Annotated in this window: 15 protein-coding genes; 4 read left to right on the top strand and 11 right to left on the bottom strand. The window is 65.1% G+C overall.

The annotated features are described in order from the left end of the window. The first annotated feature begins 226 nt into the window (after positions 1-226). A complete protein-coding gene (gene folE, locus E8M01_RS30090) occupies positions 227-859 on the top strand; it encodes a GTP cyclohydrolase I FolE (RefSeq protein WP_136963530.1) in 633 nt (210 codons plus the stop codon). A gap of 130 nt (positions 860-989) precedes the next feature. On the opposite strand, the gene E8M01_RS30085 is transcribed toward folE, so the two are convergent. Beyond that, entirely contained in the window at positions 990-1,688 is a 699-nt protein-coding gene (locus E8M01_RS30085; protein ID WP_136963529.1) for a metal-dependent hydrolase, read from the bottom strand. A gap of 92 nt (positions 1,689-1,780) precedes the next feature. Here E8M01_RS30085 and ruvX point away from each other — a divergent pair, with 92 nt between their 5' ends. Continuing rightward, complete coding sequence (gene ruvX, locus E8M01_RS30080) at positions 1,781-2,269, top strand: Holliday junction resolvase RuvX (protein WP_136963528.1); 489 nt, start codon at positions 1,781-1,783, stop codon at positions 2,267-2,269. An 83-nt stretch (positions 2,270-2,352) separates the two neighbouring features. On the opposite strand, the gene E8M01_RS30075 is transcribed toward ruvX, so the two are convergent. Continuing rightward, on the bottom strand, positions 2,353-2,595 hold the full coding sequence (locus E8M01_RS30075) for a FliM/FliN family flagellar motor switch protein (protein ID WP_136963527.1): 243 nt from the start codon (positions 2,593-2,595) through the stop codon (positions 2,353-2,355). Between the two features lie 50 nt (positions 2,596-2,645). Here E8M01_RS30075 and lipB point away from each other — a divergent pair, with 50 nt between their 5' ends. Further along, positions 2,646-3,353, top strand: coding sequence for a lipoyl(octanoyl) transferase LipB (gene lipB / locus E8M01_RS30070; protein WP_246088482.1), 708 nt, complete (start codon positions 2,646-2,648; stop codon positions 3,351-3,353). A 70-nt stretch (positions 3,354-3,423) separates the two neighbouring features. Here lipB and E8M01_RS30065 read toward each other — a convergent pair whose 3' ends face one another. The 4 genes from E8M01_RS30065 to E8M01_RS30050 form a co-directional block, all read right to left on the bottom strand. Beyond that, the gene (locus E8M01_RS30065) at positions 3,424-5,610 is read right to left on the bottom strand and encodes an SEL1-like repeat protein (RefSeq protein ID WP_136963525.1); all 2,187 of its coding nucleotides are present in this window, start codon (positions 5,608-5,610) and stop codon (positions 3,424-3,426) included. Between the two features lie 292 nt (positions 5,611-5,902). After that, positions 5,903-6,187 (bottom strand): acylphosphatase, encoded by a 285-nt coding sequence (locus E8M01_RS30060; protein WP_136963524.1) that lies wholly within the window; start codon positions 6,185-6,187, stop codon positions 5,903-5,905. Beyond that, the gene (locus tag E8M01_RS30055) at positions 6,172-7,419 is read right to left on the bottom strand and encodes an SAM-dependent methyltransferase (protein WP_136963523.1); all 1,248 of its coding nucleotides are present in this window, start codon (positions 7,417-7,419) and stop codon (positions 6,172-6,174) included. Before E8M01_RS30055 ends, E8M01_RS30060 begins: the two co-directional genes overlap by 16 nt. A 48-nt stretch (positions 7,420-7,467) precedes the next feature. Then, positions 7,468-7,905 carry a gamma-glutamylcyclotransferase family protein gene (locus E8M01_RS30050; RefSeq protein WP_136963522.1) on the bottom strand — a complete coding sequence of 146 codons (438 nt, stop codon included), beginning with the start codon at positions 7,903-7,905 and terminating at the stop codon, positions 7,468-7,470. A 170-nt stretch (positions 7,906-8,075) separates the two neighbouring features. Between E8M01_RS30050 and E8M01_RS30045 the strand changes: the two genes are divergently transcribed. After that, entirely contained in the window at positions 8,076-9,002 is a 927-nt protein-coding gene (locus tag E8M01_RS30045) for an AEC family transporter (protein ID WP_136963521.1), read from the top strand. Between the two features lie 406 nt (positions 9,003-9,408). On the opposite strand, the gene E8M01_RS30040 is transcribed toward E8M01_RS30045, so the two are convergent. From E8M01_RS30040 to E8M01_RS30020, 5 genes are all read right to left on the bottom strand, one after another. Next, positions 9,409-9,798, bottom strand: a complete 390-nt coding sequence (locus E8M01_RS30040; RefSeq protein ID WP_211596675.1) for a hypothetical protein — start codon at positions 9,796-9,798, stop codon at positions 9,409-9,411. A 184-nt stretch (positions 9,799-9,982) separates the two neighbouring features. Beyond that, the gene (gene acpS / locus E8M01_RS30035; RefSeq protein WP_136963520.1) at positions 9,983-10,387 is read right to left on the bottom strand and encodes a holo-ACP synthase; all 405 of its coding nucleotides are present in this window, start codon (positions 10,385-10,387) and stop codon (positions 9,983-9,985) included. Position 10,388: 1 nt separating this feature from the next. Further along, positions 10,389-10,838 (bottom strand): hypothetical protein, encoded by a 450-nt coding sequence (locus E8M01_RS30030; protein ID WP_136963519.1) that lies wholly within the window; start codon positions 10,836-10,838, stop codon positions 10,389-10,391. Then, positions 10,835-11,428, bottom strand: a complete 594-nt coding sequence (gene pyrE, locus E8M01_RS30025) for an orotate phosphoribosyltransferase (RefSeq protein ID WP_136963518.1) — start codon at positions 11,426-11,428, stop codon at positions 10,835-10,837. Before pyrE ends, E8M01_RS30030 begins: the two co-directional genes overlap by 4 nt. Positions 11,429-11,798: 370 nt before the next feature. After that, positions 11,799-13,976, bottom strand: a complete 2,178-nt coding sequence (locus E8M01_RS30020; protein ID WP_136963517.1) for a RelA/SpoT family protein — start codon at positions 13,974-13,976, stop codon at positions 11,799-11,801. Positions 13,977-14,149 lie beyond the last annotated feature (173 nt).

The following is a 14,149-nucleotide window of genomic DNA, read 5'->3' as shown; positions in this document are numbered from 1 at the left end:
TCAGATGCATCCATCATATATGCCTCGCGTGTAGACATGGAACCCCGGACCACACCGGGGCGTTGCACCGGCGCTATCGGGCATGCATTTCGTCCTACCCTGACCTCTTGATCCTCCAGCCAAGTTCTTGACCTTCCAGCCAAGTTCTTGATCTTCCAGAAAAGACAGCCTGCCCCGCACCGCCGCAAGAAAGCCGTTGGGAACGTCCCTCTACTGGAGTTGAGTCATGGATGCCGTCGTTACGACCCTTCCGGTTCACAAGGGTCCCGAGGCAAAGCGTCATCGCCGTCCGACACGAGAGGAAGCCGAAGCCGCTGTTCGTACCCTGATCGAATGGGTTGGTGAGGATCCCGATCGGGAAGGCCTGCTCGACACGCCGCGTCGCATGGTGAAATCCTGGGAGGATCTGTTTCGCGGCTATGGCCAGTCGGCCGCGGACGAGCTGGGGACGGTTTTCGAGGAAGTCGGCGGTTATGGCGATGTCGTGCTGGTGCGCGACATTCCGTTCTTTTCCCACTGCGAGCACCATATCGTGCCGATCCAGGGCAAGGCGCATATCGCCTATTACCCGCGCGACGGCGTCGTCGGCCTGTCCAAGCTCGCCCGCGTGGTCGATATCTTCGCCCGTCGCCTGCAGACGCAGGAGAACATGACGGCCGAGATCGTCGGCGCCATCGAGGAGAGCCTGCGTCCGCGCGGCATCGCCGTGCTGGTCGAGGCCGAGCACATGTGCATGTCGATGCGCGGCGTGCAGAAACAGGGCGTCTCGACCATCACGACAGGCTTTACCGGCCTGTTCAAGGCCGACGCCACCGAGCAGGTCCGGTTCATGACGATGATCCGGGGGTTCGGGGGGTAAAAAAGCGAATAGCGAGTGGCAAATAGCGAATGGGGATGAAGCCGCGAGCGCCGCGCGCGTAAACCCTCTCCCGCGAAGCCGTGGGCGAGGGTTGCGCGCAGCCCTACTCGCTACTCGCCCTTCGCTCTTCTCACAGCGTCAGGCTTTCCCCCACTTTCGGCACCGCCACCTTGGTCCTGGACCCGCCCATGGCGCCGACGAATTTGTCGGCGGTCTGGTCGATGATCGGGAAAGTGCCGTAGTGGCAGGGAACGACCGTGTCGAAATCGAAGAACTTGCGGCAGGCGAAGGCGGCGGCATCGCCGCCCATGGTGAAACGGTCGCCGACCGGCACCAGCGCCAGCGACGGCTTGTGATATTCGGCGATCAGCGCCATGTCCGGCATCATGTCGGTATCGCCCATGGCATAGAGGTTGGGCCTGCCCTTGACCTTGATCACCAGGCCGTTCGGATTGCCCAGCGCGTGGCTGATGCCGTCGTGAAAATCGCAGGACGAATGCAGTGCGTTGGTCAGCGACACCGTGAAGTCGCCCTGGTCGGTGGTGCCACCGCAGTTCATCGGGTCGAAGGTTTTCAGCCCCTTCGAGGCCAGCACCATGCACAGGTCGAAATTGGTCACCACCTTGGCGCCGGTTTCGGCCGCGATCGTCAGCGTATCGCCGACATGATCGGAGTGGCCATGGGTCAGCAGGACATGGGTCGCGCCGGCGATCGCCTCGGCGCGGTTGCCGGTGAATGACGGATTGCCGGTCAGGAACGGATCGATCAGCACGATCGACTGGCCGAACTCGAGCCGAAAGGCGGAATGGCCGAACCAGGTGAGTTTCATCAGGCGTCTCCTCATGCGGTAGGACTTCGTCCGGTTCGGCAGTATAGAGGCCGCACGGATGGTCACAACGCACGGCAAGGATGGGCAGCAGCATGGCGATCGTGGAACTGGCCGAGGTCCGGGCCCAGGTCGCCAGGGGGCAGCGGGTGATGGGGCTCGACCTCGGCACCAAGACGATCGGGCTGGCGCTATCGGACGTGAACTGGACGATCGCGACGCCCCTGGAGACGATCCGGCGGGTGAAATTCACCCCCGATGTCGCGGCGCTGCTGGCTTTGGCCGCCAAACACGATGTCGGCGCGCTGCTGATCGGCTTGCCGAAGAACATGGACGGCACCGAGGGGCCGCGGGCGCAATCAACCCGCTCCTTCGTGCGCAATCTGGTGCCGAAGACCACCTTGCCCATCGTGTTCTGGGACGAACGCATGTCGACCGCGGCGGTCACCCGCACCTTGCTCGAGGCCGATGCCTCGCGGGCGCGCCGCGCCGAGCTGGTCGACAAGATGGCCGCCGCCTTCATCCTGCAGGGCGCGCTCGACCGGCTGGGTTATGGCGAAATTGGCGAGGCGGATGGCGAATAGCGAGCGGGAAGGAGGCGCGCCCGGCGGCTCAGGGCTCTTCTTCCCCCATTCGCTATTCGCCATTCGCTATTCGCTCGTTCGCCCTAACGCAGCTCGACCGGGCGCGGCAGCATTTCGGTGATCTGGACGCCAATGCGGTTGCCGTTGATCACCACCTGGCCGCGGGCGATCGGCATGTCATTGGCCAGGATTTGCACCTCGTCGTCCTCCGTGGCATCGAGTTCGATGATGGCGCCACGGGCCATGCGCAGCATCTGGTGGATCGGCATTTTCGTCGTGCCGAGGACCACCGAGATGTCGAGCGATACAGTTTCGATTTGCGCCATGAATGCACCAGCAGGAGTGGCTGTTACCAGACCATGATCATGGTGAACGAGTGGTAAATACCCGCGAGGAATTAGTCGGCGCGCTGACGCCGGTCGACGGCGCGGCGCCGGTCGAATGGCTGATCGCGCCGGAGCCGGTCGCCTATGAGGATGCGCTGGCCGAAATGGACCGGCATGTCCAGGCGATCTCGGAAGGCCGGGCGGCCGAGCGCATCTGGCTGCTCGAACATCCGCCGCTCTATACCGCCGGCACCAGCGCCCGCGGCGCCGGCCTGATCGACGCCCGCTTTCCGGTGTTCGAGGCCGGCCGCGGCGGCCAGATGACCTATCACGGTCCCGGCCAGCGGGTCGCCTATGTCATGCTCGACCTGAACCGGCGCAAGCGCGACCTGCGCGTCTTCGTCGCGGCGCTGGAAGCCTGGATCATCGCGACGCTGGCCGGCTTCAACATCCGCGGCGAGCGGCGCGAGGACCGGGTCGGCGTCTGGGTGAGACGCCCGGACAAGGGCGCCGGCCACGAGGACAAGATCGCCGCCATCGGCATCCGCGTGAAGCGCTGGGTGACCCTGCATGGCATCTCGCTGAACGTCGAACCGGATCTCGACCATTTCGGCGGCATCGTCGCCTGCGGCATCGAGGACCCGCGCTACGGCATCACCAGCCTGGTCGACCTCGGCCTGCCGGTGACCATGGAAGAGGTCGACACGGTGCTGAGGCGCAGCTTCGAGGAGCGTTTCGGGGCGACGGTGGCGGTTTAGACGACGCGGTCGCATTCAGCGCCGTCACCTCTTTGCGGTGCGCCATCAAGGCGATGCCGGCCGGACTTGGTCACAAGCAACTGTTCGGCCGTTGTGCTTTGGCGCGCTCGAACCGGCCCTGATATGCCGTCGCCACGTTTCCGTCCTTGGGAATCCCGACCGCTGAATAGCTGCCGGTCGAATACATTCTGGCGAACGCATAGAAACCCGACGGACAACCCGCCTCCTCTGCCCTTCGGCAGATATTGATGATGTCCTGACTGGAAATCGGACTAATTTCATCTTCGAAAGCAGCGCCTTCCCTCAGGACACCAAAATAGATGAAGCACAACTGATTATCGGATTTGGTATAGTAGCGCCCCGTTTGGCGTTCGTGCACTTTGGTCGCTTCCAGGAACAACTCCGTCGCTCGCTTGAGGCGCTGCCCGGTCGACATTGATTGCCCGGCCCCGCCGGCGCCTTCTTGATAGAACCAGCCGAGATCATGTAGAGCGCCCGGAATCCGCGTTGGCTCGGCAAGCGCGGCATAGGTGAACGCCTGCTCAGGGTTGGCCGTGACGCCCTGGCCCCGAAAATACATGACCGACAAATAGCTCGCGGCCCAGGGGTTGCGATCCTTCTTGAAGGATGCGTCGCAATACCTGAATGCCAGCGCGTTCCGCTGCCCTTCCGGAACGCCCGGTGGTGTTGCGAAGCCCTCGAAAAGATGGGCGCAGGCCTCGCTTGCGGACCACGCGTCCCACGACGAGGGATCGGCATCCGGACGCAACTGCTGGAGGAGCACGCGCCACCCTTGCTCCGGATTCTTGCCTACGCCCAGGCCCCGGATCAGATTATAGGCGTAATCAAGACGCGCTGCCGGATAGTTCTTGTTGAATGCGGCGGACACGAAGCTGTGCATCTCTTCGAGGTCGCGTTTGGCGTCCGGCGAGCGCCCCGAATTGGCCCGGGCGCGCAAGGCGCGTCCAAGTTGATACTGAAAGCGTGCCTCATTGGGATATTTGGCATGGGCGTCCCGGCACGCGCTGAGCGCGTCGCTTGCCACTTCCTGCAATGGGAGGTCATGGCGCGCGGGGCCGCTATAGGGACTGTCCTTGTCCCAGGGAGCCTTGGCCAAGAAGTCACACGGGTTGGCCGCGATCGCCGGCGCGGAGGCCAAGAGGGGCACGATGTGCTGCCAGGACAGCCCGACACCGGTCAGCGCGCCAATGACGAGAAGGCCGAGAAGCATCACCGCGGGGGACCGGCCGACACGGTCCACCTGCCCGGGCTCCGCAGCCACGCGACGCGAAGGTGACCTGGCCGCCCTCGTCGCCGTGGGCGACGGCTCGTATGCCATCAGTGGGTCTGACGATCGGCCGACGGATGAGGCTCTCGATGCCGCCCCGCCTATGACGCTCGCCTCTCCTCCGGTGTTTGCCAGGATGACATCAATCTTGCCTTCAATACGCTCGCCACGTCGCTCGGCTTCCTGGTGCCGTCTTTCGGCATCGATCGAGGCCTGTTCGACGGTCGTAAGCAGTTTGTCGGTCTGCTGAGAGATCCCGGCAAGCCTTTCGGCCGTCCAGATTGCATGAAACGCCTTGTTTTCCCTCAGGCTCGCGACCCCGCCGTGCACGAAAATATCGAACCAGCCATCGCCCTGCACGCCAATGAATATGCTGCGGAAAAGCGGTGGCAGCTCGCCATCGTCGGTTCCGGTCTCCATGAGAAGTTCGGCGAGGACCGCTGCCTCGGCGTCTTTGCGCAACTCTTGTGCGTCAACCAGCGCTGCTTCCGGGGACTTTTTGCCGCCTGCGGCGAATGCCGCGTTGAACGCCGCCGGAAGCTCCGCAAACACCGTGCGTTCGAGGTCGGTCAGCGCGCCAGCGCCTGTCTTGGCTTCGAGCTTGGCTTCCTTCAGAAACCGGCGGGCCTCTCGGGAGAACCGTTCTGCCTTGGCGCTGCGTGAAGCGTCGCGATCGTCGCGCCAAGCCGAATCATAGCGCGTCAACACGCGATCGAGCGCCAGGAGGTGCGCTTGCCTCAAGGCCAGGAGAATGTGGTTGTTCTCGTTAATCTCCGGGCGCCGTCGAAAGATCGCGGTCAGCAGCCGTCGGTCTGTCTTGTCGGCGATCTCATGCAGGAAGTTTCCTGCGGCGCCAGTCATGAGGCTGCCGGCGATTGCCGCAACCCCGAGTGCGCTTGGGGAGCTCTCTGCCAGGAGCACCGCGCCGCCAATGCCGAAGACCAAGCACGAAAGGCTCTTCCGGATCATCTGTCGCTCAAGAGTATCGGAGAACTCTTCCGTAGCACATAACACGGAGTTGCTACCTTTGCGCGCGCAAATCGCGCACTCCCCGCGTGCTTCCGAGAACGGCTCCAGCGTCGTTGCTCTCCGCCTGCCGGTGACCGTGGAAGCGGTCGACACGCTGCTGAGCCGCAGCTTCGAGGCGCACTCTTGCAGCCTCGGTGACGGTTTGGTGGGGCGAATGGCGACTGAAGCGAAACGCCCCGCGCGCGTAAACCCTCTCCCGCGAAGACGCGGGAGGGTCGAGGCCGGCGCTCGTTCAGAGCGTCGGGCGGATATCGAAACCCTGGGTAAGCCCTTTGGCGTCGGCCTCCGCCACCTCGCGCCGGTCGATGCGGTCGACCTTGGCGCCGAGCGGGCCGTTCATCGCCTCGTTGATGGTGGCTTCGACCGCGGCCTCGTCGCCTGACAGCACCGCCTCGACGGTCTCGTCGCGGCGATTGCGCACCCAGCCCTGGACACCGCGCGCCGCGGCGTGGCGGCTCAGCCACTGGCGATAACCGACGCCCTGGACGCGGCCGGAAATGATCAGGTGGACGACCATGGCAGCCTCGTTTCGCGGGGCTTCAGCGCGGCTTCCGCCGCCGTGATGAAATCGCGCTGCACCGGCACCGCGTCGCGCGTGTCCGACAGCAGCAGCTGGTAGACCATGTTGGAGCCGTGCAGGAAGCCGAGCTCGACGGCAGCCAGGTAGAATTCCCACATGCGCGCGAAACGCTCGCCCTGCATGGCGACCACCTGGTCGCGCACGGCCTCGAAATTCTCGCGCCAGGCCTTGATGGTCCAATAATAATGCAGCCGCAGCACTTCGCAGTCGTCGACCCAGAGCCCGGTCCGTTCGGTCGAGGCGAAGACCTCCGAGAGCGCCGGAACATAACCGCCGGGGAAGATGTATTTGCGGATGAAGGGCGCCGTTGTGCCGGGCGGCGACATCCGGCCGATGGCGTGGATCATGGCATAGCCGCCATCGTTCAGGAGGCGTTTCACGGTCGAGAAATAGTCGTCGAAATGGCTGACGCCGACATGTTCCATCATGCCGACCGAGACGACCCGGTCGAAGCGGCCGGTGAGCTCGCGATAGTCCTTTTCGAAGAAGGTGACGCGGTCGGCGATGCCGGCCTTCTCGACCCGGTCCTTGGACGCCGCCAGCTGATCCGGCGAGACGTTGATGGCCGTGACGTGCACGTCGCAGACGGCGGCGAGATAGGTCGCAAGCCCGCCCCAGCCGGAGCCGATCTCGGCGACCGTCATGCCCGGTTCGAGCCGCAGCTTGGCCGCGATATGGCGCATCTTGGCGACCTGCGCATCCCTCAGCGAGACGTCCGGCCGCTCGAAATAGGCGCAGGAATAGCTCATGGTCTCGTCCAGCCAGAGCTCGTAGAAGGCCCTGGGATGGTCGTAGTGGCTCGACACATTGGCGGCGGCCTGGCCGACCTTGTTGGCCTGGTGCCGGCGCTTCAGCGCGCGCCAGACCTTGCGCAGGGCCTGCTGCACCGGATGCGAGCCCAAGCCCGTCCGGTTGACCGAGAACAGGGTCAGAAGGTCCAGCACCTTGCCGCCGTTCTCGATCGTCAGGCGGCCATCCATATAGGCTTCGGCCGAGGCCAGTTCCGGGTTGAAGAACAGCTCGCGCTGCACCTTGGCGTCATGCAGCTTCACCGTCACATCCGGCCCGCCGGTGCCGGAGCCGAAGCTCTCGCGCCCGCCATCGTGATGCAGAACGGTCAGGCGGCCGTTCTTGACGAAGCGCGAGAGAAGATGGGCAAGCATGCTCATGTCAGGCCTCAACCTCGAAAACCGGGCCCCGGCGGCGAAAGCCGGGACTCACCTGCGAAAACCGTTCCGCGCGAGGCGGTCCAGACGGGCGATATAGACCGGCGGCAGGTTCCAGGCGAGTGCCGAAGCCCTGACCGCGCGACGGAAATGGTCGCTGAGCGGGCGCTGGCCCTCGGCGATCGCGCCTGCGGCATAGACCAGGGCCATCACGGTCTGCCCGTTCAGGCGCACCGGCAGCATGCGCTTTCGATAGAGGCCCCGGTCGACGCATTCGTAGCGGTCGAGCACGGCGACGTGGCGGGCCGTCAGGCGCCAGACGACACCGTGGACCGACCGGCCGGGCGTGCCGCCGACCGCCACATAGCCTTCGCTGTTGATAAAGATCAGGTGGTGGTCGAGGCGCGCCACGCCGCACACACGGGCGCCGGGGCAGCGGCGCGCCATGTCGGCCTCATGCATGTTGGACCCGTAGGCGAAATAGAGCATGGCACCGCGGCAAGGGACGGCCGCAGCATAACGACAGCGGCAGGGCGCTGGCGAGACCGGAGCCTCCTTTGCCGGCAGGCGCCAGCCGCGGGCACCGCCATGCGCCGATGGCACTTGCCCTGCCCGCCCCGGCGTGATGCAAGTCGCCTCCCGCCACGGCCTGCCGCATCATGTCCCCGATCATCTCAAGCCTCGCCCCGGTCTTCCTGATCATCGTGCTCGGTGCGCTGCTGCGCACCCGCGGCCTGATGGACAGCGGCGGCTGGAACGGCCTGGAGCGGGCGACCTACTACGTCTTCTTTCCGGCCGTCATCATCATGACGCTGGCCAAGGCGGACCTCACCACCGTGCCGGTGATCGAGGTCGGCGTGGCGCTGATCGGGTCGATCCTGATCATGACCGGCCTGCTGCTGGCGGCGCGGCCGCTGCTCGCCCGGCTGTTCGACATGAACGGACCGGCCTTCACTTCGGTGTTCCAGGGCGCCACGCGGTGGAATTCCTTCGTGGCCATCGCCACCGCCGGCGCGTTGCACGCGACCGTCGGCCTGACGCTGACGGCAATAGCGGTCGCCGCGATGATCCCGCTGTTGAACGTGCTCGCGGTGATCATGCTGCAGCATTATGCCCAGGACCGGCCGGTGGTGCTCGGTCCGACGCTGAAGGCGATCGTCACCAATCCGTTCATCTGGTCCTCGGCCATTGGCATCGTGATCAACGCGCTGGGCCTGCCGGTGCCGGTGGTGCTCATGCGGTTCGGCGATATCCTGGGCTCGGCGGCGCTCGGTGCCGGCCTGCTGCTGGTCGGCGCCGGCCTCGACGTCAAGGCGGCGCTCAGGCCGCGGGCCCTGACCTGGCTCAGCTGCGCGCTGAAGCTCGTGCTGATGCCGACCATGGTCGGCGCCATCGCCATGGCGCTGGGCGTCTCCGGGGTGCCGTTGCAGGTGGCGGTGCTCTGCGCGGCCATGCCGACCGCTTCGGGCTCCTATATCCTGGCCCGCCACATGGGCGGCGACGCAACGCTGATGGCCGAGATCCTGACCGTCCAGACCCTGGTGGCGGTGGCGACCATTCCGCTGGCGCTCGCGCTGGTCAGTTAGGGCCTGATTGTCTCGAATTGAAGCGCGCGGCACCATGGTTTGCCGTCCGTCGAGGCTCGCTTCGCTCGCACCTCCAGCGCAAAAGCTCGCTTTTGCGTTGGGATGAGGAATGTAAGTGTATGGCATTGATGTTACTCATGAAGCTTGAATGGATGAGCGCATCTTGCACCGCCCTCTCGTCTTGGCCGGGCTTGTCCCGGCCATCCACGACTTGCCCCGCGAACGGATGAATGCGTGGATGCCCGGGACAAGCCCGGGCAAGACGATGTGTTGAGCTCGCGTCATCTTTTTCGACGGGCGCGCCCCCCGTGTCCGATCGATCGAGCACCCTCTCCAAACCCAAAAGAAAAAGGCGCGGCCTTGCGGCCGCGCCTCGTTCCGATCCGGGTTCAGAAGCCTGTCGGCCTCAATCCCAGTCATGCATGTTGCTGCCCGGCGTGTAGAAATTACGGGCCGGACGCTGGTAATAGACCCGCGGCGGCGCTTCGTCGTAATAATAGGCGCGCGGAGCCGGGGCGTAATAACCGCCACCGCCGTAATAGCTGCGGCGCGGGTAATAACCGTCGTCGTAGCGCTCGTAGCGGCGGCTGTTCTCGGATGCGATGGCCGCGCCGGCGGCGAGACCGATGATGCCGAGCGCGATGCCGGCGCCAACGGCGGCGCCGCGGTCACCGCGGTGATGGTGGCGGCGGTACTGGGCGGAAGCCGGCGTGACAGTCGCGGCAATACCCGCAGTGATCACGAGGCCAGCCACCAGGGACTTGAGGCCCCGGGATTTGAAAGCATTGGTCAGCATTGTCATGCCCCTTCTTGTTCGTCTGGAAGCTCCGTGGCGCGTCGCGCCTCGACTTCAAGCTCCCTTATCAAACGCTTCCGGAGATTAGATGTTCCCCTTTGAACCCCAGCTGAATGGACGGTGACGATATCGTGGCGCGTCCATGAACGGCTATTCATGAAGATTTCACAGGGTCTTGGACGTTTTACGCCGGTTCCGGCACGGCCGAAATGATCACGACCGCCTGCGCCATCGGATAGTCGTCGGTGATGGTCAGGTCGATCTGGGCACGATAGCCGGCCGGCGTCATCGCCTTCAGCCGGTCGAGCGCGCCATTGGTCAGCACCATGGTCGGCTTGCCCGAGGCCAGATTGGCCACCCCCATGTCGCGCCAGAACACGCCGCGCCGGATGCCTGTGCCGAGCGCCTTGGAGCAGGCCTCCTTGGCGGCGAAACGCTTGGCATAGGTGGCGGCGCGATGCATGCGGCCCTCGGCGCGGGCCCGCTCCAGATCGGTGAACAGGCGGTGGGTAAAGCGCTCGCCGTGGCGCTCCAGCGATTTTTCGATGCGCCGGATGTCGATCAGGTCGGAGCCGATCCCGAGAATCACTTTAGCGCCTCCTGAGCGCGAGACCGGTCATGACCAGGCCGCCGAGGCTCAGAACCAGCCCCAGAATCACCAGCGGGATGCGCTCCCTCGGCGGATCGTCGAGCACGACGACATCGTCGCAGGTCGTGCCCGGGACCAGGCTCAGCGTCTGGAACACCGGCTTGCCGTCCGGCGCGTGCCGGTATTGCGGCAGGTCGATGCGGCATTCCTGCACCATGGGGCCGATCTTCCGCTCGAAGACATAGGCCGGCACCGATACCGTATCGCGGGCGGAATGGGTCACCACCGACGAGACCCAGCGCGCCGTGACCATCTCGGAGCGGTCGGCACGCCAATAATGCACCAGCGGCCAGACATTGGGCAGGAGCACGACCAGGCCCAGCACGACCACGAACAGCCCGACCAGGAGCCTGGAGCGGGACGGCGCGAGGTCCTGGGCGATCCGGGTCAAGCCTTGGCTCCCTGGATGCCGCGCGAGCCGGGCTTGATCGGCGGCAGGGCCGCAAGTTCCGGCGGCAGGGCGTCGGCGGCGAAATCCGGCACGAACCAGGACAGGAGCGAGACCAGGGGCACGCCGACATCGACCTTGCCGCCGGACCGGTCGACCAGCACCGCCGCGCCGACCGTGACGCCGGGATGGCCCTCGATCGCGGTCAGGCATTCGCGGGTCGAAAGGCCCGTCGTGACGATATCCTCGACCACCAGCACACGGGCGCCCTTGGGGATTTCGAAGCCGCGGCGCAGCTTGAACTGGCCGTCCTCGCGCTCGACGAAGATCGCCTTGGCGCCGAGCTGGCGCGCCGTCTCGTAACCCGGCACGATGCCGCCGACCGCCGGCGAGACGACATAGTCGACCTTGCCGAAGCTCGCCTGCACCTTGGCGGCCAGCGCCGCGCAGAGCCGGGCTGTGCGCTCCGGGTCCATGAACACGAACATCTTCTGCAGGAAGACCGGGCTGCGCCGCCCGGAAGACAGGATGAAATGGCCTTCGAGAAGAGCGCCCGCGGCGCGGAATTCGGCGAGCACGTCGTCGGGTGTCATGGGCGTTTCAGCTTCCGTTTGAACTTCGGGGATCAACGCCGAACCGCCAGTCCTGTCAACCTCTGTTGGCACCGCGACGTGTCTTGCACCGGGCTTGGCTGCAAGACGCACGACGTCATCCCCGGCCGAGCGAAGCGAGGGGAAGGGATCCAGCGGCCACTTGGCGGCGCTTTCAGCGCATGAAATCAGTTCGCAGGTGATCTCATCCCAGGGATTTCGCGGCATTCGGGTTTCTGCTCTGCAAGCCCTGGCCCCTTCCCTCGCTTCGCTCGCCGGGGGTGACGTCGTGATATTGCGGCCGTCGTTCAGCCCGGCGGCGCTGGCAAGACCGGCCGCGGCGACCGGTCGGTGGCGAACCAACCGAACTCCCTCACTCGAACACGCGCAGCGCATCGGCGGCGATCGGCAGGCTCTTGATGCCGCCGATGATGGCGTTCAGATGTTTCAGGTCCCAGACTTCGACATCGATCATCACGTCGGTGTAGTCGGCGGTCTTGCGGTGCATGCGCAGGTTGTCGATATTGCCGTCATTGTCGGCGATCACCTGGGTGATGCGGGCGAGCGACCCCGGCTCGTTCCTGGATTTCACCGCGATGCGCACGGGATAGCGCGACGGCTTGTTCTCGTCGACGTCCCAGCGCACGTCGAGCCAGCGCTCCGGCTCGTTGTCATAGGCCGCCAGCGCCGGCGACTGGATCGGATAGATGGTGATCCCCTCGCCCGGGGTCATGATGCCGACGATGCGATCGCCCGGCACCGCGCCGCCATCGGCGGCGAAACGCACCGGCAGATCGAAGTTGATGCCGCGAATCGGGATCGCCCCTTCGGTCTCCGGCACCTGGAACTTCAGCGAATTGGCGCCGCCGACGCCGAACCAGTCCTCGGTCGGTTTCGGGCCGAGCGGGACCGGGCCCTTGAAATCCGGGTGCACCGCCTTCAAGACGTCGTCCGGCGGGATCTCGTCGCGGCCGACAGCCCAGTAGACGTCCTCGACGGAGGCACGCGCCAGCCGTTTCAGGCCCGGCTTGATCAATTCATCCGAGAACGGCTTGCCGGCGCGGGTGAACAGGTTCTGCACGATGCGCCGGCCGAGCTCGAGATATTGCGAACGGGTCGCCGCGCGCGTCGCGCGCCGGATCGCCGAACGGGCCCGGCCGGTGACCACGATGCTCTCCCAGGCCGGCGACGGCGTGGCATTGGGATCGGTGATGATCTCGACCTCGTCGCCGTTCTGCAGCTCGGTGACCAGCGGCCGCTCGACGCCGTTGATGCGGGCGCGCGAACAATGGTTGCCGATATCGGTGTGGACCGCATAAGCGAAGTCGATGCAGATCGCCTTGCGCGGCAGCGCGATCAGCCGGCCCTTGGGCGTGAAGCAATAGACCTGGTCGGAGAACAGCTCGAGCTTGGTGTGCTCGAGGAATTCCTCCGGGTTGGAGCCGTGAGCCAGGGTTTCGACGGTATAGCGCAGCCAGGCATAGGCCTTGCTCTCGTTCTCGAAACTGGTGAGCTCGGCGCCGTCCTTGTAGAGGGCATGGGCGGCAATGCCATATTCGGCCACGTCATGCATGGCGCGGGTGCGGATCTGCATCTCGACGCGCTGGCTGCCCGGGCCGATCACGGTGGTGTGGATCGACCGGTAGTCATTGGCCTTGGGCGTCGAGATATAGTCCTTGAAGCGCTGCGGCACGGCCGGCCAGGTGGTGTGGATGACGCCGATGGCGCGATAACAATCGGCCAGGCTTTCGACCACCACGCGGAAACCGACAATGTCGGACAGCTGCTCGAAGGAGACCGATTTGCGCTCCATCTTGCGGTAGATCGAATAGGGCTTCTTCTCGCGGCCCGAGACCTCGGCCGATATGCCCTGGTCGAAGAGCTTGCCGGTCAATTGGGTCTCGATCTCGGCGATCGCCTTGGCATTGGCCTCGCGCTGCCGGTCGAGCCTGGCGGTCAGCGCCGCATGGGCTTCCGGGTTGATCTGGCGGAACGACAGGTCCTCCAGCTCCTCGCGCATGTCGTGCATGCCCATGCGGCCGGCGAGCGGCGCATAGATGTCGAGGGTTTCCTGGGCGATTCGGTCGCGCTTGGCCGGCGGCACATAGTGCAGCGTGCGCATATTGTGCAGGCGGTCGGCGAGCTTGACCAGCAGCACCCTGACGTCGGAGGTGATGGCCAGCAGCAGCTTGCGCAGGTTCTCCGCCTGCACCGCCTGTTTGGAGACGAGGTCGAGCTTCTTCAGCTTGGTCAGGCCGTCGACCAGTTCGGCGATGTTCTCACCGAACTTCTCGCGGATATCCTCTTTCGTCGCGGCGGTATCCTCGATCGTGTCGTGCAACAGCGCCGCGACAATGGTGGCGTCGTCGAGCTTCAGGTCGGTGAGGATCGCCGCGACTTCCAGCGGGTGCGAAAAATACGGGTCGCCGGAGGCCCGCTTCTGGCTGCCGTGCGCCAGCATCGCATAGACATAAGCCCGATCGAGCAGGGCCTCGTCGGCCTTCGGGTTGTAACGCTTGACGCGGTCGACCAGCTCGTATTGCCGCATCATGGAGTGAACATTTGCCTCGGGTCGGAAAGCCGGCGGGAACGCCGGCAGATATGGATATCATCCCTCGGCATTGATCTCACAAGACAAAGTCTAAAAAAGCCGGAATCAGGGCAGGCCTGCGAGGCTCGTGCGACGAACACGAAAAAGGGCGGCCAATGGCCGCCCTCCGGGGG

This window comes from Phreatobacter stygius (genome assembly GCF_005144885.1).
Taxonomy (GTDB): domain Bacteria; phylum Pseudomonadota; class Alphaproteobacteria; order Rhizobiales; family Phreatobacteraceae; genus Phreatobacter; species Phreatobacter stygius.
The sequence above is the reverse complement of the archived record's forward strand: the minus strand, read 5'-3'. Positions and strand labels throughout refer to the sequence as shown.